Annotated in this window: 17 protein-coding genes; 12 read left to right on the forward strand and 5 right to left on the reverse strand. The window is 62.9% G+C overall.

Features of this window, described 5'->3' with window-relative positions; genetic code table 11:
• Positions 1 to 286: 286 nt before the first annotated feature.
• The gene (locus tag QHC67_RS04360; RefSeq protein ID WP_319291495.1) at positions 287 to 1,201 is read left to right on the forward strand and encodes a dimethylarginine dimethylaminohydrolase family protein; all 915 of its coding nucleotides are present in this window, start codon (positions 287 to 289) and stop codon (positions 1,199 to 1,201) included.
• A gap of 48 nt (positions 1,202 to 1,249) precedes the next feature.
• Here the strand turns inward: QHC67_RS04360 and QHC67_RS04365 are convergent, their stop codons facing one another.
• A complete protein-coding gene (locus QHC67_RS04365) occupies positions 1,250 to 2,200 on the reverse strand; it encodes a tetratricopeptide repeat protein (protein WP_319291498.1) in 951 nt (316 codons plus the stop codon).
• Between the two features lie 140 nt (positions 2,201 to 2,340).
• On the opposite strand from QHC67_RS04365, the gene QHC67_RS04370 reads away from it, so the two are divergent.
• From QHC67_RS04370 to ligA, 8 genes are all read left to right on the forward strand, one after another.
• Positions 2,341 to 4,875 (forward strand): cyclic nucleotide-binding domain-containing protein, encoded by a 2,535-nt coding sequence (locus QHC67_RS04370; RefSeq protein ID WP_319291501.1) that lies wholly within the window; start codon positions 2,341 to 2,343, stop codon positions 4,873 to 4,875.
• Between the two features lies 1 nt (position 4,876).
• Entirely contained in the window at positions 4,877 to 5,752 is an 876-nt protein-coding gene (locus tag QHC67_RS04375; protein ID WP_319291504.1) for a hypothetical protein, read from the forward strand.
• Positions 5,753 to 5,756: 4 nt separating this feature from the next.
• A complete protein-coding gene (locus tag QHC67_RS04380; protein WP_319291507.1) occupies positions 5,757 to 7,688 on the forward strand; it encodes an FHA domain-containing protein in 1,932 nt (643 codons plus the stop codon).
• 21 nt (positions 7,689 to 7,709) lie between these two features.
• Positions 7,710 to 8,558 carry a phosphodiesterase gene (locus QHC67_RS04385; protein WP_319291510.1) on the forward strand — a complete coding sequence of 283 codons (849 nt, stop codon included), beginning with the start codon at positions 7,710 to 7,712 and terminating at the stop codon, positions 8,556 to 8,558.
• Positions 8,559 to 8,657: 99 nt separating this feature from the next.
• Positions 8,658 to 9,671, forward strand: a complete 1,014-nt coding sequence (locus QHC67_RS04390; RefSeq protein WP_319291513.1) for a sensor histidine kinase — start codon at positions 8,658 to 8,660, stop codon at positions 9,669 to 9,671.
• 83 nt (positions 9,672 to 9,754) lie between these two features.
• A complete protein-coding gene (locus tag QHC67_RS04395) occupies positions 9,755 to 10,531 on the forward strand; it encodes an outer membrane protein assembly factor BamD (RefSeq protein ID WP_319291516.1) in 777 nt (258 codons plus the stop codon).
• Between the two features lie 46 nt (positions 10,532 to 10,577).
• Positions 10,578 to 12,242, forward strand: coding sequence for a DNA repair protein RecN (gene recN, locus QHC67_RS04400; protein ID WP_319291519.1), 1,665 nt, complete (start codon positions 10,578 to 10,580; stop codon positions 12,240 to 12,242).
• Entirely contained in the window at positions 12,242 to 14,350 is a 2,109-nt protein-coding gene (ligA, locus tag QHC67_RS04405; RefSeq protein WP_319291522.1) for an NAD-dependent DNA ligase LigA, read from the forward strand. Before recN ends, ligA begins: the two co-directional genes overlap by 1 nt.
• A gap of 7 nt (positions 14,351 to 14,357) precedes the next feature.
• On the opposite strand, the gene QHC67_RS04410 is transcribed toward ligA, so the two are convergent.
• The 4 genes from QHC67_RS04410 to QHC67_RS04425 form a co-directional block, all read right to left on the reverse strand.
• Positions 14,358 to 14,951, reverse strand: a complete 594-nt coding sequence (locus tag QHC67_RS04410) for a TIGR02117 family protein (protein ID WP_319291525.1) — start codon at positions 14,949 to 14,951, stop codon at positions 14,358 to 14,360.
• A gap of 69 nt (positions 14,952 to 15,020) precedes the next feature.
• Positions 15,021 to 15,998, reverse strand: coding sequence for a 50S ribosomal protein L11 methyltransferase (locus tag QHC67_RS04415; protein WP_319291527.1), 978 nt, complete (start codon positions 15,996 to 15,998; stop codon positions 15,021 to 15,023).
• On the reverse strand, positions 15,988 to 16,680 hold the full coding sequence (locus QHC67_RS04420) for an SDR family oxidoreductase (protein WP_319291530.1): 693 nt from the start codon (positions 16,678 to 16,680) through the stop codon (positions 15,988 to 15,990). Before QHC67_RS04420 ends, QHC67_RS04415 begins: the two co-directional genes overlap by 11 nt.
• 45 nt (positions 16,681 to 16,725) lie before the next feature.
• On the reverse strand, positions 16,726 to 18,057 hold the full coding sequence (locus QHC67_RS04425) for a methyl-accepting chemotaxis protein (protein WP_319291533.1): 1,332 nt from the start codon (positions 18,055 to 18,057) through the stop codon (positions 16,726 to 16,728).
• Between the two features lie 231 nt (positions 18,058 to 18,288).
• Here QHC67_RS04425 and sdhC point away from each other — a divergent pair, with 231 nt between their 5' ends.
• Genes sdhC through sdhA form a run of 3 tightly spaced genes read left to right on the forward strand, consistent with a single transcriptional unit; the run spans position 18,289 to position 20,890 of the window.
• Positions 18,289 to 18,684: a succinate dehydrogenase, cytochrome b556 subunit gene (gene sdhC, locus QHC67_RS04430; RefSeq protein WP_319291537.1), complete on the forward strand. Its 396-nt coding sequence runs from the start codon at positions 18,289 to 18,291 to the stop codon at positions 18,682 to 18,684.
• Complete coding sequence (gene sdhD, locus QHC67_RS04435) at positions 18,684 to 19,073, forward strand: succinate dehydrogenase, hydrophobic membrane anchor protein (RefSeq protein WP_319291540.1); 390 nt, start codon at positions 18,684 to 18,686, stop codon at positions 19,071 to 19,073. The genes sdhC and sdhD overlap by 1 nt, the downstream gene beginning before the upstream one ends.
• On the forward strand, positions 19,073 to 20,890 hold the full coding sequence (gene sdhA / locus QHC67_RS04440) for a succinate dehydrogenase flavoprotein subunit (RefSeq protein ID WP_319291543.1): 1,818 nt from the start codon (positions 19,073 to 19,075) through the stop codon (positions 20,888 to 20,890). Before sdhD ends, sdhA begins: the two co-directional genes overlap by 1 nt.
• The last annotated feature ends 53 nt before the right edge of the window (positions 20,891 to 20,943 follow it).

Raw genomic sequence — 20,943 nt, forward strand, 5'->3', positions numbered from 1 at the left:
CGCTTCAAATGACCGACGTCAAACTGTCGAAGTCCTCAGATCGATCCCCGAACGACCCTATTTCCGCACCCTGTTAACGCTGATTTCCGTCGCACCCAACTGGGCGTCATTCAAATGCCTGTTCCGGTCCTTCGTGCTGCTGTGTCGCCGCCTCGACCGCATCGGGGGGACATACACCAGACCAATGCTTGCTGGAATAAGCGCCTGAGCGACACGCCGCCGGCAATGCTGCCGTTGTGCGGAACATTGGAGCGGTAAGTGCTGTTTTCACGATCAGGAGATGATCATGAAAGTAGACTTTGACACTGCTTGGGGCGGTACGCGCCCCAGCTTCTTTTCGGGCCAGTTACACAGTCACGTCATGAGCGAGACCGACCGCCTGACAGACGTCATCCTCTGCCCCCCACATTATCTGGCGCCAGTCGCCTGTTGCGCTGTCACTCGACACAGCATCAAGCAGGGTTTTGCCACCTGTACAACAGAGGCGCTTGCCCAGCATGAAGCACTTGCCGCCCTGCTCGAGGAGGAAGGCGTTCGTTGTCACATGCTCCGGCCGGCTTCCGACCTACCCGATATGTGCTTCACGCGCGACGTCGGCGTTGCAACACCCTTCGGCTTGTTTGCTCTCAGTCCAGCCCTCGGACACCGCCGCCGCGAGGTCGACGCACTGCTCGCCGCCTGCAGAACGTGGGACATGCCTGTCACCCGGATCGAGCAAGGCACCATAGAGGGGGGTGACATCTGCATAGCACGCGATGGCCTCCTGCTTATCGGAATGTCAGGCGAACGCAGTTCCGCCGCTGGCGCCGAGGAATTTGCCGCCCCCTTCCGCGCGGCAGGCTGGGAGGTAATCCTTTGCCCGTTCCATGCCGACCACCTCCACCTCGACACGATCTTCTGTATGCTTGCTCAAGATGAGGCGATCGGCTGCATCGAGCTTCTTGACCCAGCGTTTTTAGATGCCGTTAGGGCGCACGGTATCAGAATCCTGCCTGCCCCTGCTCAGTCAGCTTTCAAACTCGGCTGCAACATCCTTGCGCTGGGAGATCGCCGGATCATCGCCAGTGCGCAGGATGACATCGTCGCTGAGATATTGCGAGTGGCGGGATATCGGGTGAGAACGGCCGACATTTCGCAGTTCGCGGCATGTGGCGGAGGCGTACATTGCCTAACCCAGCCAGTCAGACGTGTAGCTGCTTAAGCTTACCTGCCGGGTCTCGACTTCGAGCCGATAGCGGCCTTGGCAGGGTCAAAGCCCCGGCACATCCAGCAGTTTCGCCTCGTCCCTGATGCGCGCCGCCTGCGGGGGATTGGCCGCTATGGCGTTCTTTACCGCCGCGCTCGCCTGTGCAGCCTGACCCAGCGTCATGCGGCTGCGGATCAGCATGATCCATCCATCGACATTGGCCGGATTGGCTTTCAGCTTGCCCACAAGGCTGCTGACCATCCCCTCGACCATCTGGTCCTGCTGCCCCTTGGGCAAGGCGGCGGCAGCCTGCATCTGCTCGCGGGTCGGTCCGGGGATAGCAGCCGTGGCGACGGAGGGTAGGGCTGGGTGCGGCGCTGCCGGTTTAATCGCTCCAAGCCGGCCCGCGACATCGACCTTGTGGATACGGCCGACCTGCTCGATGGTTCGGCGCAGGTCCTGCTCCCAGGGCGCACCGCTAGGCGTGTCCTTCAAAAGCGCTAACCAGTCGTCGATAGCGCCCTTGTGATCGCCTTTCAGGTCCCGGCGAACCGCCAGGAAATAGCGAGCGCGGGGTTCCTTTGCGTCGATCGCAATGGCCTTTTCGAATGCGCTGGCGGCATCGGCAGGCATGGGATCGGTCTTGCTGCCCATCACCAGCGCTTCGCCTAGGGAAGACCAGAAAGTCGCATTGCCGGGCACCAGCGCCGTCGCGCGTTTATACGCTCGCGCCGAATCTGCATAGCGGCTGGCTTCGAAATAGGCCCAGCCCAATGTCTGCCATCCTTCGGCATCATTCGGATTCGCCCCGACGCGATTTTGCAGGTCCTGGATCAAGGCGGCCGGGTCTTGAGTGGCGGCAGTAGAGGCCGATGGAAGGGCTGGCGACGGTGCAACGGGAGGCGCTTCGGAATTGTGCGTCACCCCGTACGCGATCGACAGCAACGCTATTGCGGCTGCCCCGATCAGCAACATCCGTCCCGCGCCACCAGGCGTTTTTGCAACTTCGGCCATCTAAATCCCCTCCCGCATGCAACTGTAGTCTAGCGCGACGCGAAGGAAATGGTAGAGTGCCGCCACGGTTCGCACCCGTATGATGCTCAACGGTTGGGGGAAAAGGCCGGGGCATCGGCAGATTCGTTGGGGGTTTAACGGTGAGTGAGCGCGTGCGTATCGCGATTGTCGGTTCGGGACCGGCCGGGCTGAGCGCGGCCGCGCGTGCTGCAGGCCTAGGGCTTTCGCACGTCCTTCTCGAAAAAACCGATCACCTTTCCGATACCATCTACAGATATCAGAAGGGCAAGCATGTGATGGCGACGCCCAGCCAGCTCGTGCTCCGATCCGACTTCGACTTCGACGCGGGCAAGCGCGAGAAGATCCTGGGCACCTGGAACGATCAGGCGGCGGGGCAGGGGATCAACGTCGCCTATAAAAGCGAAGTCAAGGCTATCGAGGGAACCGGGGAGCCCATCCCCGACAGCGTGCAGAAGATTGTCGTGCGCGCCCGCGATGGCAGCAGCGAAACGCGCGAGAAACAGCGCCACGCGCCGCCCTACAAGATCACCCTGACCAACGGGAACGAGATCATCGCCGACGCCGTGATCATGGCGATCGGCACGCAAGGCAATCCCAACCTGATGCGCTGCCCCGGTGGCGATCTGCCGCATGTCCAGTATCAGCTGGACGACCCGGCGGAATATAATGACGAGTATATCTTTGTCATCGGCGGCGGCGACGCTGGGATCGAGAACGCTCTCGGTCTGGCCGCGGACGAGGCGCAGGGCAATATCGTCAGTCTCATCAATCGCGGGGCGGAATTCTCGACGGCGAAGGGCGCGAACGTGCAGGCGCTGATGGCGGCGGGGTCTGCAGGCCGCGTCAACATCCTGACCGAAAGCACCACATCCAAGGTGGAACCCGGCTTCATCACCGTGGACACGCGCGACGGCGAAGTACGCCTGCCCTGCGACCGCATCATCGCCCGGATGGGCTCCGCACCGCCGCGCAGCTTCGTCGAGGAATGCGGGATCGAATTTACAAGCGGAGATCGGCTGGCCTTCCCGAAGCTCTCCCCAGTGTTCGAGACGACAGCGCCCGGCATCTTCGTCATCGGCGCGCTGGCGGGCTATCCGCTGATCAAACATTGCATGAACCAGGGCCATGACGTGGTCGAGTTCATCAATGGCAACACGACCCTGAAGCCCGCCGACGAGCCGATCCTTGCCGCCAAGTTCAAGGAACTGCCCGGCAAGCGCAGCGTGGACGAGTGGCTGGAACTGCTCCGCTCCAATGTCTCCATCCTGGAAGGCATGTCGCCGCTGCAGATGCGCGAATTTATGTTGGACAGCGAAGCGCGCGCTTATCGCAAGGGCGAAGCGATCTTCGAGAAGAACGATCCGGGATCATCGCTGTTCGCAGTTGCAGAAGGGTCTGCGCTGGTGGAGGTAAGTTCTTCGGTCAGCGTGCCCATCGAAACGGGCTCCATCTTCGGCGAAGTCGGGTTGATCTCCGGGCGGCGCAGGGGCGCGACTGTCTGCGCAGGCGAGGACTCGATCATGGTCGAGGTATCGCGCACGGCGGCGCTCAAGTTGATGTCCTCCGTGCCAGCCGCCAAGCGCGCCGTGACGCGCATATCCACCGAGCGGCAATTGCTCCAGATGTTCGGCGCGGGACTGACGCCTGCCGATCTGGTCGAAGTGCTCGACACCGCCGAGATCATGACGGTCAAGGCGGGCGAGTTCATCATCCGCGAGGGTGAGGAAGGCGACGACATCTTCGTGATCCGCGTCGGATCGATGATCGTGGAGAAGGTCGTCGGCGGCAAGCCCGTGTTCCTCTCCTACCTGCCCGCGGGCAGCTATGTGGGCGAGATGGCGCTGATCTCCGGCGGCCCGCGCACCGCCAGCGTCAAGGCGACGGTCAAGTCCGAAGTCATCCGGCTGAAGGGCGAAGCCTTCCGCAAGCTGATGGAGGCCAAGCCCGCGCTGCTGGAACGCGCCCGCCGCGACATGGCTGCACGCCAGGACATCAATGCGTTTGTAGAGAGCCGCAAGGACAGCTTTTCCACGGTGGTCGACATGTATTCGCAGACGGCGAAGTTCCTGGTCGACAACGGCATCGGCGAAGCGACCGACGTGCTGCTGATCGACGAGCATCTGTGCGTAGGCTGCGACAATTGTGAGAAAGCCTGCGCGGACAGCCACGAAGGCCTGTCCAGGCTCGACCGCGAGGCGGGCAAGACCTACGCCCATCTGCATGTGCCAACCAGTTGCCGTCATTGCGAGCATCCGCACTGCATGGCCGACTGTCCACCCAATGCCATCCATCGCGGGCCTGACGGCGAAGTGTTCATCGACGACACCTGCATCGGCTGCGGCAATTGCCAGCGCAATTGCCCCTACGGCGTGATCCGCATGGACAGCGTGCCGCCCAAGAAGCCGGGCCTGCTTAGCTGGATGTTGTTCGGTGCGGGACCCGGACCGGGCGAGCCCTCCAAGAAATGGCGCTACAAAAATGCCGAACCTGGCGTCGAAAAGCCCAAAAAGGCGATCAAGTGTGACATGTGTTCAGGGATCGAGGGCGGCCCCGCCTGCGTCCGCGCCTGCCCGACAGGTGCGGCGATCCGCGTATCTCCGGAGGATTTCCTGAGCGTCGCGCGCCTCGAACGCGTTACGGGGGACGTGCGCTGATATGGCTACCCGCGCCGCTCCTACTCGCCGCATCAAGGGCGACGTTCGCCACGAAGGCTTTCTGAAACATGCCGGTTTCCGCTGGCTGAAGATTGCCACGGTTCTGTGTCTGGTGGTGATCGCCAGCTATCTGATGATCGACATCACGCCGCGCCATAATGGCGGAAGCTGGTATGGTTACACGCTCGGCACTATCGGTGTCCTGCTGATCCTGTGGCTGACGGCGCTCGGCCTGCGCAAGCGGGCGATGACGACCGGACGCTGGTCGCTGAAGGCCTGGACCTCGGCGCACGTCTATCTCGGCCTCAGCCTTATCATCATCGGCACGCTGCACACCGGGTTTCAACTCGGCTGGAACGTCCACACGCTGGCCTGGGCGTTGATGATGCTTGTGATCCTCTCCGGGATGTTCGGGGTCGGCGTCTACGCCGGCATTCCCGCAGCGATGAGCGACAATCGCGACGAGATGACGCAAGTGCAGATGCTCGACGCATTGCGCGCCATCGACCGCCAGCTCCATGACGCCGCCCAGCCGCTGCCGCACGATCAGGCGTCGGCGGTACAGGCGTCGCTGGATCAAGACCCGTTCAGCGGCGGCCTGCTGCGGCGCCTGACCGGCAATTATCCGAACTGCGGCACGGCACGCGCGCAGGCGACACTGCGCCAGTGGACCGGCGCAAAGCCCGACACCGGCGACGACCCGCTGGAGCGCATCGACGCGCTGCTGGAGCGCAAGCAGGCAACGCTCGCCCGCCTGCGCAAGCATTTGCGGCTAAAGGCCATGCTGGAAATCTGGCTCTACGTTCATGTGCCCGCGACCTTTGCGCTGCTGGCTGCGCTGACGGCGCACATCGTCAGCGTCTTCTTCTACTGGTGATCGCATGACATTCCTCATCCGCCAGATCAGCCATACCGCAGATGGCCGCGAAATCGTCCGCCAGTCGACTTTGCCAAAGCCGCACCTGTCGATCGGTCGCGCTGCCGAAAACGACATTCATCTACAGGACCTTTCGGTCGTGCCCGATCATGCCCGGATCGAGCAGATCGACGCCCGCCGCATCACTGTGCGCTCCACTGGCACATTGGGGTTCGACGTCGACGGGCGCACCGTCACTCGCGTCGATATCGACACGGTAGAAGGCGCGGAGCTGCGGTTCGGCGGCCATCGGATCACCGTTTCACATGGCGAGGCGGATGGGATCGTTCTGTCCGTTCAGCGCGTGGACGCCCTGTCCGATGCGCTGGAAGAAAAGGACGAAGCGCGCGTCTTCTCGCTCACCGGATTGCTGCCGGGGCGCAGGGGCATGGCGTGGGCGCTGGTCCTCTCGATCCTCATCGGCTTTCTTGCCGTGCCGATATTCAGCTATGCCACGCGCCCGGCGCAGGACACACGGAACATCTACGCTGTCCGCGGTGAACGGCAGGCGCAGATGAAGCAGGCGAGCCTCACGAAGCAGGATGATGTGACGGGCGATGCCGCCTGGTCGCCGGGTCCGCTCAGCCAGACTCATCACGCGCTGGAAGGCAAATGCGAAAGCTGCCACGTCAAGGCGTTCGTATCGGTGCAGGACAGCGCCTGCCAGACCTGCCACAACCCTGCGCAAGTGCATGAACATGCCCCCGCCGCCCGGATCGCCATGGCGCGCGCAGCACCCGGCATGGGCGGTCGCATCCTCTCCAGTTTTGCCTCGGCATTCGGCAAGCCGGGCGATGGAGCCTGCGTCGACTGTCACACGGAGCATGAGGGCGCGGGACCGATGCAGCAGACGGCCCAGCAATTCTGCACCGATTGCCATGGCAGCATGAACGAGCGGCTCAAGGACACGAAGCTGGGCAATGCCGGTGATTTCGGGACCAGCCATCCCCAGTTCCAGCCCGCTGTCATGACTGTCGCGCCCTCGCTTGGATTGAAACTGCCGCGCTTCGACCGCGTTTCGCTGGACGCAAAGCCTGTGGAGAACAACGGCCTTAAATTCCCGCACGACATCCACTTGAGCCGGGCTGGCGGCGTTGCGCGCATGGCCCGAACGTTGAAGGGGCAGAAGCCCTATGGCGATGCGCTGGCCTGCGCCGATTGTCATCGCCCGACTGCGGACGGCGTGCGCTTCCTGCCCGTCGACATGGAAACCGACTGCCAGTCTTGCCATAGCCTCGGTTTCGAGAGCATCGGTGGAACGGTTCGCACGCTGCGCCATGGCGAACCGGCGCAAGTTATTGCGGACTTGCGCGCCTTCTATCGCTCGACGGGTCCGGCGCGTCCCATTGCGCTCGGCAGCACGGCGCGGCGCTTGCCCGGAGACTATGCGGCCGCAAAGGTGGGCGCGTCCTATCTCCGTGCCGCGGCCGCGCGTCCCGGCAATGCGGAGGCGGCGATCCGCGCTGTCTTCTCTAGGGGCGGGGCCTGCTACGACTGCCACGTCATCGCCCCACCGGGCGCGGGCGGCAAAGCGAACTGGCAGATCACACCAGTGCATCAGCCGATGCGCTATATGGCGAACGGCTGGTTCGATCATGCCGCCCACAAAATCGAAAGCTGCGAAAGCTGCCACGCCGCACCGAAGTCGTCCAAGGCCAGCGATCTTCTGCTGCCCGGTATCTCCAGTTGTCGCGACTGCCATGGTGGCGAGCAGGCGAAGGCGGACGTACCTTCCGGCTGTGCTCTATGTCACAGCTATCATGTGGGCGATGGTGCACCATGGGTGCCGGCCAATGCGATCAGGGACAAGACCGTTGCCAAAGTCATAGCGCTTTCCGGCGCTCGGGTGACGGGTTCAGCGGACGAGACATTGGGCGAAACGAAACGAAACCGATAGCCAAAGGGGGGCGCACGTCCGATGCTGATCGCACAGATCACGGACATTCATCTTGGGTTCGAACCGGATAATCCGGCCGAATTCAACCGGAAGCGCCTGGATCAGGTGCTCCGGCATCTTATCGACGGGCCTAATCGTCCCGACGTGCTGCTGGCTACTGGCGACCTTGTGGATCGCGGTGACGTGGACAGCTATCGGCGCCTTGCCAACGCGCTCAGCGCTTGCCCTTTTCCGGTTTTCCTCTGCCTGGGAAACCATGATGATCGCACTCATTTCACGCAGCAGTTCCCGCATATTCCGGTCGACGATGGCTTCATCCAATATGTCGTGCCGCTCGATGGCTTACGTCTGATCGTCATCGATACGCTGGAGCCGGGACGCCACGGCGGCGCATTCTGTGCTGCGCGGGCGCAGTGGTTAAGTGCCAGGCTGCAAGAGGATCGCGATACGCCGACGATCATCGTCATGCATCATCCCCCGGTCGAGGTCGGCATCGAATGGATGAACACGCATCCGGACGAGCCATGGGTGGCGCGCTTTGCAGAGACTATTGCAGGGCATGGCCAGGTGCAGGCGCTGATCTGCGGCCATTTGCACCGCGCCATCGTTGCGCCGTGGAAAGGCACAACAATCGCGATTTGCCCGTCTACTGCTCCACAGGTGTCCCTGGATCTTTCTCCCATAGATCCCGACAAGCCCGATAATCGCCCGATGATCATTGCTGACCCGCCAGCCTATGCCCTGCATCGCTGGACACGTCACGGCCTCGTCAGTCACTTCGACACCGCCGACGAACATGTCATGCTCGCGAAATTCGACCAGAATTTGCAGCCTTTGGTGCGGGCGCTGGTGAGTGAACGCCCGACCTGAAAAGCAGAGGCAAATGTCCACCCGTTTTCTGCTGCACTTGATCGAGTTTAAAGCGTTACCGTAACAAGCCGCTACAGCGTCCATATTGGAGCGTAATGTATGCGACGGATGAATGAGCGGTTTGTTGAAAGGTTGCCGCTTGCCGGTGTGCATCCGGCGATTGCTTATGGAGCGACTGTCGGCCTCTGTGTGATCGCGTTGGCGCTGCGGCTGCTCGCCGACGGTGCGCTCCCGACGGGCTATCCCTATGTCAGCTTTTTTCCCGCCGTCGTTGTCGCCGCTTTCCTCTTCGGCCGCGGCCCGGCGATACTTGCCGGCTTTATCTGCTGGGGCATGGCCTGGTATTTCTTCATCGGGCCGCAGTCCGACCACAGCCTGACGCCCGCCGTTCTTGTCGCGCTGTTTTTCTACCTGACAGTGGTGAGCATCAACATCGCACTCACCCACTGGATGCAGGTCGCGAATCACAAGCTGGCTGCCGAACGCGCGCGGGGGGCTGCGTTGGCGGAGCATCGCGAGATGCTGTTCCGCGAACTGCAGCACCGAGTATCGAACAACCTGCAGGTTGCGGCCGCCTTAATAGCATTGCAGCGTCGCAACATCGATCATGACGGCGCGCGCAAGGCACTGGACGAGGCCTCGCACAGGCTGGCGCTAATCGGCAAGATCAGCCGCGCGCTGTACGACCCTAGCGGGCAGCGGCTGTCCGTCCAATCTTTCGTGGAGACACTGGCGAAGGATGTTCTGGATGCGAACGGCCGGACGGATGTGCGCGTCGACATCGTCATCGACGATGGGGCGCAGATCGAGCCGGACGCTGCGATTCCTTTCGCGCTCATCATGGCCGAAACGATAGCCAACGCGCTGGAGCATGGCTTTGCCGATCGCGCAGGAGGGTTGATTCGCGTGGTCCTGAAGAGCGAAGGCGGATTGCATCTTGAGATCGTCGACGATGGCTGCGGCCTTCCCGATGGATTTGAATTGCAGCAGAGCGGGAGCCTGGGCCTTCGCATCGCTTCCACACTGGCGAAGCAACTGGGCGGTACGTTCAATCTCATGCCCGGCGACGGCGGCGGGGTCCGGGCATCGCTGAGAGTGCCTGCACTAGCCTGACGTCGGCCACGCATGAAGATCCTGCCGATACCGGCAATCTGCTGCTTGGCGGCGCGTCCCTCCTCGGCTATGACCCGTCGCCTATGCACAAACATTCGATAAAGTTCGCGCTGGCGATTGCCGCTGTTGCCACGCTCGGCGCCTGTTCCACGTCCAAGAACAAGGCCGACACCCAATATGTCGCGCGCGATGTGTCGACGCTGTACAATGCGGGCAAGTACCGGCTGGACCGGGGCCAATTCAAACTCGCGGCCGCATTGTTCGATGAAGTCGAGCGTCAGCATCCTTATTCGCCATGGGCACGCCGCGCGCAGCTGATGGCGGCGTTCAGCTATTACATGAACACCGATTATAATGAGGCGATCCAAGGCGCGCAGCGGTTCCTGTCGATCCATCCGGGCAACAAGGATGCGCCCTACGCCTATTACCTGATCTCGCTCTGCTATTATGAGCAGATCGCCGACGTGACCCGCGACCAGAAGATCACCCAGCAGGCGCTCGACGCGCTGGGCGAACTGGTTCGCCGCTACCCTGGCACGCGTTATGCCGCCGATGCCCGGCTTAAGGTCGATCTGGTCAATGATCACCTCGCGGGTAAGGAAATGGAGATCGGTCGCTTCCATCAGCGGCGGGGCCAATGGCTTGCGGCGACGCTGCGCTTCCGCTCCGTGGTGGACAAGTACCAGACCACGACTCACGCGCCCGAAGCGCTGGAGCGTCTGGTTGAAAGCTATCTCTCGCTGGGCCTCCCGGAAGAAGCGAAGAAGGCTGCGGCAGTGCTCGGCACCAACTATCCGGGCTCGAAATGGTATGAGCGCTCCTACAAGCTCATTCAGGAGCATCCGCCCAAAACGGCGTGATGCGCGTCCTGTTCCCCTTTCGTATCTAAGGGGCTAAAGCCGTTACGTGCTGACCAACCTGTCCATCCGCAATGTCGTGTTGATCGAGGCGCTGGATCTGGCCTTCGGGCCGGGGCTCGGTGTGCTGACCGGCGAAACGGGGGCAGGCAAGTCGATCCTGCTCGATTCGCTGGGGCTGGCGCTGGGCGCGCGTGCCGACAGCGGGCTGGTGCGGCAGGGCGAGGCGCAGGCGAGCGTCACCGCAACCTTCGAGGAGCCGAATGCTCGTCATCCGATCCGCGCGGCTTTGGCGGAAAACGACCTCGACCTAGAACCCGGCGAACCGATCATCATCCGCCGCACGTTGAAGGCGGACGGGGGCAGCCGCGCCTTCATCAACGATCAGCCCTGCTCCGCCGCATTGCTGCGGGAAGTCGGATCGTCGTTGGTCGAGATCCACGGCCAGCATGATGACCGCGGCCTGCTCAATCCGCGTGGACATCGGGCGCTGCTCGATGCCTTCGGGCGCTGCGACACGGCGCTGGTTTCGGCCGCGCATGGCGCATGGCGCGCTGCGGAGGCCGCTTTGGCGCAGGCACGCGCAGAAGTGGAAAGCGCCGCGCGAGATCGCGAATATCTGGAGCATGCCGTCGCGCAACTTGCGGCCTTCGCGCCGGAACCGGGGGAGGAAGCGCTGCTCGCCGAGGACAGGGCGACCATGCAGAAGGGGGCCCGCCTGACCGAGGATCTGGTCGCCGTGGCGGAGTTCCTTGATGGATCCGAGGGCGGCCTGGCGCGGCTTCGCCAAGCGGCGCGGCGGCTCGACCGGATCGCTTCGGAGCATCCTTTGCTGACCGAAGCCCTGGCCGCGCTCGACCGTGCGGTAATCGAGGCAAGCGAAGCGGAGGACAGCCTCACCGCCGCCAATGATGCCCTGAGCTTCGATCCCGCTCGTCTCGACGGCATCGAAACCCGATTGTTCGAGATGCGGGCACTGGCGCGCAAGCATCAGGTGCAGCCTGACGATCTTGCGAATTTGCGGGCCGAAATGGACGCCAAGCTTCAGCGGATCGACGCTGGCGAGGAAGGCTTGGCGGCGCTGCAAGCGGACCTCGCCGCCAAGGCAACCGCCTATCGCCAAGCCGCGCAGAACCTAACTGCACAGCGCATGGCGGCGGCAATGCGGCTGGACGCGGCCGTCGCGGCGGAACTCGCGCCGTTGAAGCTGGATGCAGCCCGCTTTCGCACGTCCGTTGCGCCACTGGACGAGGCGCAATGGGGGCCGCAGGGGGCGGACCGAGTGGAATTCGAAATCTCCACGAACCCCGGAGCGCCGTTCGCGCCGCTGGTGAAGATCGCGTCCGGTGGAGAATTGTCCCGCTTCATCCTCGCCATGAAAGTCGCGCTGGCGCAGGAGGGAGGGGCTGACACGATGATCTTCGACGAGATCGACCGGGGTGTCGGCGGCGCGGTGGCCAGCGCCATCGGCGACCGCCTTGCCCGGCTGGCGCATGGCAGCCAGTTGCTCGTCGTAACGCACTCGCCGCAAGTTGCCGCCCGTGGCGCGATTCATATGCTAATCGCCAAATCGAGCGAAGGCACGGTAACCCGCACCGGCGTCCACGCCCTGACCGAAGCCGAACGCCGCGAGGAAATCGCGCGTATGCTCTCCGGCGCGGAGATCACGCAGGAAGCGCGCGCGCAGGCCGGGCGGCTGCTGGAGCAAGTGTGATGGGCGATTCTTCCATTCTCACCGAAGCCGAAGCCGCCAATCGCCTGATGCGGCTGGCGAAGCTGATCGCCCATCATAATGCGCGCTACCACGGCGAGGATGCGCCGGAGATCAGCGATGCGGATTATGACGCGCTGGTGCGGGAGAATAATGCGCTGGAGGCGGCCTTTCCGCATCTGGTCCGCGCAGACAGTCCCAATGCCCAGGTCGGCGCTTCGGTAGAGGCGTCGCCACTCGCCAAGATCGCGCATGAAAAGCGGATGATGAGCCTCGACAATGCTTTTGCAGATGCGGAAGTGGAGGAGTTCGTTGCACGTGTACGGCGTTATCTGGCGCTTGCATCGGATGCGCCGGTCGCGATGACGGCGGAGGACAAGATCGACGGGCTGTCGCTTTCGATCCGCTATGAGCATCGCGTTCTGAAGCAGGCGGCGACTCGCGGCGACGGGCAGGTGGGCGAAGATGTCACCGCGAACGTGCGCCACATCTCCGACATTCCACAGTCGCTGCCGGATGATGCGCCCGATCTTTTCGAAGTGCGTGGCGAAGTCTACATGGCGAAGGCGGACTTCGTGGCGCTGAACGCCCGCCTGATGGTGGCGGGGCAGGCGACGGCCGAGGGTAGGGGCGAAGTCTTCGACTCTGAAAGCGTGCGGCAGTTCGCCAACCCCCGCAACGCTGCCGCCGGTTCGCTGCGACAGAAGGAGGCCAGCGTCACCGCCAGCCGCCCGCTGCGTTTCCTCGCGCATGGCTGGGGCGCATATAGTGCCTTGCCTGCCAACACGCAGATGGGCGTCATGCAGACGATCGGGCGCTGGGGGTTTCCGCTTTCGGAGCATCTGCGCCAATTCGAGACCGCCACCGAATTACTGGCGCATTATCGCGTGATAGAGACGCTGCGGGCGGACATGCCCTACGATATCGACGGCGTCGTCTATAAGGTCGACCGGCTCGATTGGCAGGAGCGGCTGGGCTTCGTAGCGAAAGCGCCGCGGTGGGCCATCGCGCATAAATTTCCTGCCGAACGGGCGCAGACGGACCTGATCTCCATCGATATCCAGGTCGGACGCACCGGCAAGCTGACGCCCGTCGGACGTCTCACCCCAGTGACCGTCGGCGGCGTGGTCGTATCCAATGTCACGCTGCATAATCGGGACGAGATCGCTCGGCTGGGCGTGCGGCCTGGCGATCGGGTCGTCGTGCAGCGCGCCGGGGACGTAATCCCGCAGGTTGTGGAGAACCTCACGCGTGACGAACCGCGCGCCCCTTTCGCCTTCCCCGATCATTGCCCGGCCTGCGGATCGGAAGCGGTGGCGGAGGAAGGCGAGGTGGATGTGCGCTGTACTGCAGGGCTCATCTGTCCCGCACAGCGCATCGAGCGACTGCGGCATTTCGTTTCGCGCGTGGCTCTGGACATCGACGGGCTGGGCGAAAAGACGATCCGTGAGTTCTTCGATCTGGGCTGGCTGGAAAGCCCCGCCGATATTTTCCGCCTGAAGGCGCATCGGGCAGAATTGTTGGGCCGGGAGGGATGGAAGGAAAAGTCGGTCGACAATCTCCTGGCGGCGATCGAGGCGCGGCGGCAACCCGATGCTGCGCGGCTGCTGTTTGCGCTGGGCATCCGGCACATAGGCGGAGTGACGGCCCGGGACCTGATGAAGGCCTTTGCGTCTCTACCCGTGTTGCGCGATACGGCGGAAAAAGCGCGTGCGGGCGATACGGATGCGCTGGCCGACCTCAACGGCATCGACGGCGTAGGCCCCGCCGTTGTCGAAGCTCTGGGGGATTTCTTCCATGAAGCACATAATCGCGAGGTGTGGGACGACCTGCTCAGCGAAGTCGCGCCGCCGCCCTATGTCGTGGAAACTCGCGAGAGCAGCGTCTCGGGCCAGACCATCGTCTTCACCGGTAAGCTGGAGACGATGAGCCGCGACGAAGCCAAGGCGCAAGCTGAAGCGCTGGGCGCCAAGGCAGCGGGATCGGTGAGCGCAAAGACCGACCTGATCGTAGCGGGACCGGGTGCCGGATCGAAACTCAAGAAAGCGGCGGAATTAGGTATCCGCGTCATCGACGAGGCGGAATGGGCGGAGATCGTCCGGGGCAGGTAAAATGGCCTTAGAACCAGCGCATGACGCTCCAGCTAAGCGGCGTCCAGAGCCCGATCCGTACCCCGATGCCGCGCAGCTTGCCGCCGGTCCATTCATTGCAAGTGCGTAGCGCGCTGTAGCGCCCGCGACCCGGATAGAAGGCATCATCGGCGCCGTAGCCAGGGATAGCCGGACCGGGGGCGAAGTCGGCATCGATTGCTTTCGTCAGTGCGCGATATTGTGCCGGGCTCAGAACGAGGTGCCGCAGGTCCGGGCCGTTCCACACCCGTTGCAGATGATCGACATGCATCAGCGTCGTATTGCTGCCGGCTGCGGCGCGCAGCACGACCAGCGGATCGACTTTGTCCCATGTGGGCGTGTTCAGATAGAAGTTCCGCTCGCCCCAGCCGAACAGCAGCCACGGCGCAGCATGCCTCGGGTCGGCCAGGTCACTGGCCGGAACGCGGCTCCGCCAGTCATGGAGCGGGTGGACCGCGGGCATTACCAGCCCGGTATGGACACCATTAGTATAGACGTAGATCGTCACACCATCGATCGCTGGAGGAAGCCCGGAGTTGGCCGGGATAACCGATCCACCGATGATGCAAAACCCGAACAGCACCGGTAGCATCAGGACCCAGGCAAGGCACCGTGCGGTCTTTCGGCTATGCCAGCGCGACGTCCTCACTCGTCACCAGCTGCCATAGCCAGGGGCTTCCCCGTTGCGATCACCTGCCCAGCGGCGCGGGCGACGCCAACCTATGGTCGGGCGCTTGCGCAGACGCAGAGTGGGCCACTGCCCCGTGTCGATCCGATCGGCAAGGCGCACACCTTGCGCGCGATAGGCGGCAATCACGCGCTCTGCCTGACTGTCCAGCAGTCCCGCGAGGATCAGCGTGCCCCCATCCTCCAGCACAGCCGTCAGCGAGGGCGCGAGTTCGATCAGCGGCCCGGCGAGGATGTTGGCTATCACCAGGTCATAAGGCGCGCGGCGCATGATGCCGGGATGATCGACGCCCGCCGCTGCAAACAGGGTGAGTTCGCCCAGACCCGTCCCCAGTGGCACGCCATTCGTGACGGCATTCTCCGCCGTCACTTCGACCGAAACGGGGTCGATGTCCGATGCCGTCGCATAGGCACGTGGCCAAAGATGCATCGCCGCAAACGCGAGCAATCCCGTACCCGTCCCGATATCGGCGATATTGCCGAAGCGGTGCCCCACGCCCCGAGTTCGGTCCAGCATCGCGAGGCAACCCGATGTTGTCTCATGCTGGCCAGTGCCGAATGCGCGCCCGGCCCCGATTAAATAGTCCTTGTAGCCCGCAGGCACCGTATCCTCGGGCGTATTCCGCACGAAGAAGCGCCCGGCGATAACCGGCTCCAGCCCCTGTTGACTGATCGTGACCCAGTCCTCCGCCTCCAGTTTTTCAAGCGCGGGCTTCTTGCCTCGGGCGCTGGGGATCAGTGTCTGTACCAGTTTCACCAGCGCGGCATTGGGCTTGCCTTCGAAATAGGCGTCGAGTTGCCATTGCTCGGGATCGTCCTCGACTGCCTCGCTCGTCATCAGCACCGGGGGGCTGTCCAGCATGGCAAAGGCGGCCACATCCCCCTCCAGTGCCTCGGCCTCTCCGCGCGTACAGGGCAAGGTCAGCTTCCAGCTATCGGACATAGCTCGCTCCGTTCGCGTCCAGAATGGCACCAGTCATCGACGGCGGCGCGTCCATGACTAGGAACTTGACGACGGCGGCGATCTCTTCGGGCTCGGCGACCTTGCCCAGCGGGATGTCGGCGAGCAGTTCGTCACCACCCCGATTGGAGAGATAGTCTTCCGCCATGCCTGTCATCGTGAAGCCGGGACAGACGGCAAAGGCATAGATGCCCTGCGCCGCGTAGGCGCGCGCGATGGTCTTGGTCATTGCGACCATGCCCGCCTTCGACGCGGCATAGTGCCAGTGCTCCGGGCTGTCGCCGCGATACGCTGCGCGGCTGGCGACATTGACGATCCGGCCTCCCGACTTCCGATCCTGCCAGTGGAGCACGGCCTTGCGGCAGAGCACGGCGGACGCTTCCAGATTGACGGTCATCGTCCGCTGCCAGGCGGAGAGCCACTCGGCGTCAGCGCCGTCCAGCGGAGCCGCGTCGAAAATACCGGCATTGTTGATCAGGATATCGATGCGTCCGCCCAGCGCATCCAGCGCAAGGTCCCACAAGATGCCTGCTCCGTCAGGCGTACCAAGATCGGAATCTCGGCTGCTGGCTGCGAACAGGCGGATGTTGCCGGACTGCAGGGCATCGACGCACGCGGCCCCGATGCCACGGCTTGCGCCCGTGAGGAGGATGTTGAGTGACATTCGTGCCGGTTAGCCCACCGGCACGATTAGGGAAAGCGCGTTACGTCAGGCGGCGCGGCTGCTCATTTCGGCCGATGCTTCGCGAAGCGAGGTCAATTTGCCTTCGACGCTCATGAAGCCGCGTTCCAGTTGATCAATTTCAGATGCCACCACTTCGGTGTCCTGCCGGATTGCGGATATGGTCGCGGACATCGAATCAGCAGCAAGTGCGGTTTCGTCGACGGCGGCGGTGATCATCGTCACCGTCTGGGCCTGCGCGTCCATGGCGCTGCGGATGCGTTCGGCGGACATCTGCACCTCATCCACCGTTTCGCGGATGCGCTGGTTGGTTTCGACGGACTGGCGCGTCGATGCCTGAATGGAGTTGATTTTGTTCGCGATGTCGTCGGTCGCCCGCGCTGTCTGGTTGGCAAGGCTCTTCACTTCCTGCGCGACGACGGCGAAGCCCCGACCGGCGTCACCTGCGCGCGCCGCTTCGATTGTCGCGTTGAGCGCCAGCAGGTTGGTTTGACCGGCAATGTCGCGGATCAGCCCGAGAATGGACTCGATCGACTGCGCGTTTTCGGAAAGTGTCGTGGACATCGTCACTGCGTCGCCCGCTTGCGCATAAGCGCGCTGAGCCACTTCGGCAGCGCCCTCCACTTCGGCGCGCGCATCTTCGATCGCGCGGATCAGACCGGCGGAGGTTTGCGCCGCTTCCCGCATCGCAAGTGCAGACTGTTCGGCGGCGGCAGCAACTTCGGATGCCTTGCCCAGCATACCGCGTGTCGCAGCGGAGGCATCCTTGGCTTGTTCGCGCAGACCTTCGCCCAGTTGCGAGGCGCTGTCGATCTCTCCAGCGATCCGCTGTTCGAATATCGCTGTTGTCTCCTGACGCTCCGCTTCGCGCTTACCGGCGACATCATTTGCAGATACCGTGCAAATCAGCTCAGATTCGATCATCGATATTCGTAGCATGGACAGGTGCAGGTACCTGTCCTTCGCCGGATCTTGAACTGCGGCTTCAATCTGACCATGCACTACTTGATTAGAGACAGAAACCGCCGCCAGAAGCGTTCGCGCAGGAATGCCATGTTTATGCGCTTCCCGAACGCAGGATCGCAACGAATCCGCCCAATGCTCGGAACCGAAGTTTGCCAGCTTCTCGCGCATGTATCTCGAAACCTCGTCACGCAATGCGTGCAGGACATCCGGCGCCAGGCGTGAACCAAGGGATGCCTTGCTTACATAGATATCGAAGAATGTCTGGGCCGCGGCCTCACCCTTATCGGGAAGAAGCGCGAAAATCTCGGCTGCGTGACGGACCAGCGTCCCTTCAGCGTCGAATTCGCGCAGCCGCTCTTGCACGGAAACATCTGCCTCTATCTGCAACGTCATGAACTTATGCCTCTCGCAATCTAATCAGCTTCGCGCCTCTCAGTCCGGCATAGCGACTCTTGGTTAACCATCTCTTATGCGGCCACGATAAAATGGGCGTCTGCGCCCCTGCGACGTTGTTCAATCCGCCCGCCAGAAGTTTTACGATCAAAGCGCTGCTGCATTTGCACAGTGTAGGGGTGCGCGCTAAAGGGGCTGGGAATCACGCTTATCCAGGGGAGCGCAGACCGCATGGCGCAAACGCGAACAAGGCCACTTTCGCCGCATCTGACTATCTGGAAATGGGGTCCGCACATGGCCCTGTCGATCCTGCAGCGCGCCACCGGGGACGGCATGGCGACAGCGGGCGTTCTGGGGGTCGTCTGGTGGCTCATCGCCGCCGCCTCCGGCCCTGCGGCTTATGAGACGTTCATGCACCATGCCACATCCTGGTATGGTTATGTCGTGATGATCGGTCTGACGCTGTTCTTCTTCCAGCACCTGTTTTCCGGCCTGCGCTATTTCGTGCTGGATATCGGCGCGGGTTACGAATTGAAGACCAACAAGAGCTGGGCGATGGTCGTGCCGGTGGCGGCTATCGCCGTGACCGCGGCTATCTGGCTCAGCATATTGGCGGGGAAGCTCTGATGGGTAGTGGAACGGAAATCGGTCGCGTTCGCGGCCTCGGCAGCGCTCGTTCGGGCACGAAGCACTGGATTCATCACCGCATAACTGCGGTCAGCAACCTGTTTCTCGTGCTGTGGATGATCTTCAGCCTGCTGCACCTGCCGGCGCTTGATTATCTCTCGGTCACGACCTGGCTCGCAAAGATCTGGGTAGCGGTGCCGATGATGCTGATGCTCGTCAGCGTCTTCACGCATCTGCGGCTCGGCCTGCAAATCCTCGTCGAGGATTATGTTCATGACGAGGGCCTGAAGTTCGCAACGCTCATGTTCCTCAATTTCTACGCCATTGCTGGCGCGGCGGCAGGCATTTTCGCTGTCGCCAAGATCGCCTTCACCGGAGCTGCATCCTGATGTCGACCGAAGCCTACAAGATCATCGACCACACCTATGACGCCGTTGTCGTGGGTGCGGGTGGCTCCGGTCTGCGCGCGACCATGGGTATCGCGGAAACCGGCCTCAAGACGGCCTGCATCACCAAGGTTTTCCCGACGCGCAGCCACACGGTCGCAGCGCAGGGCGGCATCGCGGCCAGCCTCGGCAACAACACGCCGGATCACTGGACCTGGCACATGTACGATACCGTCAAAGGATCGGACTGGCTCGGCGATCAGGACGCCATCGAATATATGGTGCGCGAAGCACCCGCCGCCGTCTACGAACTGGAGCACGCAGGTGTACCGTTCAGCCGCAATGCGGAAGGCACCATCTATCAGCGCCCCTTCGGCGGTCACATGCAGAACATGGGCGCCGGCCCGCCAGTGCAGCGCACTTGCGCCGCCGCCGACCGCACCGGCCACGCGATGCTGCACGCGCTTTACCAGCAGTCGCTGAAATATGATGCGGACTTCTACGTCGAATATTTCGCCATCGACCTGATCATGGAAAATGGCGCCAATGGTCCTGAGTGCCGCGGTGTCATAGCGATCTGCATGGAAGACGGTTCGATCCATCGCTTCCGCGCGCACAATGTCGTGCTGGCGACCGGCGGATATGGCCGCTGCTACTTCTCCGCGACATCAGCGCATACCTGCACCGGCGACGGCGGCGGCATGGTGCTGCGTGCAGGGCTCCCGTTGCAGGACATGGAGTTCGTGCAGTTCCACCCGACCGGCATCTATGGCGCAGGCGTGCTCATCACCGAGGGCGCGCGCGGCGAAGGCGGATATCTCACGAACGCGTCGGGCGAGCGGTTCATGGAGCGCTATGCGCCCTCGGCCAAGGACCTCGCTTCGCGCGACGTCGTGTCGCGGTCCATGGCCATGGAAATTCGCGAAGGTCGTGGAGTCGGCAAGGAAGCCGACCACATCTTCCTCCACCTCGACCATATCGATCCGAAGATCCTGGCCGAACGCCTGCCCGGTATCACCGAAACCGGCAAGGTCTTCGCCAATGTCGATCTGACGCGCCAGCCGCTGCCGGTTGTGCCGACGGTCCACTATAATATGGGCGGCATCCCCTGTAACTATCATGGCGAAGTCGTGACGCTGAAGGATGGCAATCCCGATGCCGTCGTGCCCGGCCTGTTTGCGGTCGGCGAAGCGGCCTGCGTGTCGGTCCATGGCGCGAACCGCCTTGGCTCCAACTCGCTGATCGATCTTGTCGTGTTCGGCCGCGCGACCGGCCACCGCATCGCGGAAATCACGAAGCCGGGCAGCTCGCACAAGGCGCTTCCCGCCGACAGTGCGGATCTGGCCCTCTCGCGGCTCGACTATTTCCGCAACGCGAAGGGCAGCACGCCCACCGCGAAGATCCGCCTCGAAATGCAGCGCACCATGCAGAAGCATGCCGCCGTGTTCCGCGACGACGCGCTGATGACCGAAGGCGTCGCCAAGCTCCAGAACGTCTACAAGAGCATGGAAGACGTGCAGGTCACTGACCGCTCGCTGATCTGGAACACGGACCTTATCGAGACGCTCGAACTGGACAATCTGATCAGTCAGGCAAGCTGCACCATCGAAGGCGCGCTCAATCGCAAGGAAAGCCGCGGCGCGCACATGCACGAGGATTTCCCGAACCGTGACGACGCCAACTGGATGAAGCACACCATCTCCTGGTTCGATGGCTGGGGCGGCAAGGGCGGGAAGGTCACGCTCGATACGCGGCCCGTGCACGAATATACACTCACCGACGAAGTAGAATATATCAAGCCGAAGGCGCGCGTTTACTAAACGGCGCTGGTGCGAATCGGAGGCGCGAGCGGCTCAGTCGCTCGCGCCTTTTC

This window comes from Sphingobium sp., assembly GCF_033795625.1.
GTDB lineage: Bacteria > Pseudomonadota > Alphaproteobacteria > Sphingomonadales > Sphingomonadaceae > Sphingobium.

Coding starts and splice junctions, on each gene's coding strand:
- QHC67_RS04380 (WP_319291507.1), top strand. CDS start 5,757: ATGACATTCCTCATCCGCCAGATCAGCCATACCGCAGATGGCCGCGAA.
- QHC67_RS04360 (WP_319291495.1), top strand. CDS start 287: ATGAAAGTAGACTTTGACACTGCTTGGGGCGGTACGCGCCCCAGCTTC.
- QHC67_RS04415 (WP_319291527.1), bottom strand. CDS start 15,998: ATGTCCGATAGCTGGAAGCTGACCTTGCCCTGTACGCGCGGAGAGGCC.
- QHC67_RS04385 (WP_319291510.1), top strand. CDS start 7,710: ATGCTGATCGCACAGATCACGGACATTCATCTTGGGTTCGAACCGGAT.
- QHC67_RS04395 (WP_319291516.1), top strand. CDS start 9,755: ATGCACAAACATTCGATAAAGTTCGCGCTGGCGATTGCCGCTGTTGCC.
- QHC67_RS04420 (WP_319291530.1), bottom strand. CDS start 16,680: ATGTCACTCAACATCCTCCTCACGGGCGCAAGCCGTGGCATCGGGGCC.
- QHC67_RS04375 (WP_319291504.1), top strand. CDS start 4,877: ATGGCTACCCGCGCCGCTCCTACTCGCCGCATCAAGGGCGACGTTCGC.
- ligA (WP_319291522.1), top strand. CDS start 12,242: ATGGGCGATTCTTCCATTCTCACCGAAGCCGAAGCCGCCAATCGCCTG.
- sdhC (WP_319291537.1), top strand. CDS start 18,289: ATGGCGCAAACGCGAACAAGGCCACTTTCGCCGCATCTGACTATCTGG.
- QHC67_RS04365 (WP_319291498.1), bottom strand. CDS start 2,200: ATGGCCGAAGTTGCAAAAACGCCTGGTGGCGCGGGACGGATGTTGCTG.
- sdhA (WP_319291543.1), top strand. CDS start 19,073: ATGTCGACCGAAGCCTACAAGATCATCGACCACACCTATGACGCCGTT.
- sdhD (WP_319291540.1), top strand. CDS start 18,684: ATGGGTAGTGGAACGGAAATCGGTCGCGTTCGCGGCCTCGGCAGCGCT.
- QHC67_RS04390 (WP_319291513.1), top strand. CDS start 8,658: ATGCGACGGATGAATGAGCGGTTTGTTGAAAGGTTGCCGCTTGCCGGT.
- QHC67_RS04425 (WP_319291533.1), bottom strand. CDS start 18,057: ATGACGTTGCAGATAGAGGCAGATGTTTCCGTGCAAGAGCGGCTGCGC.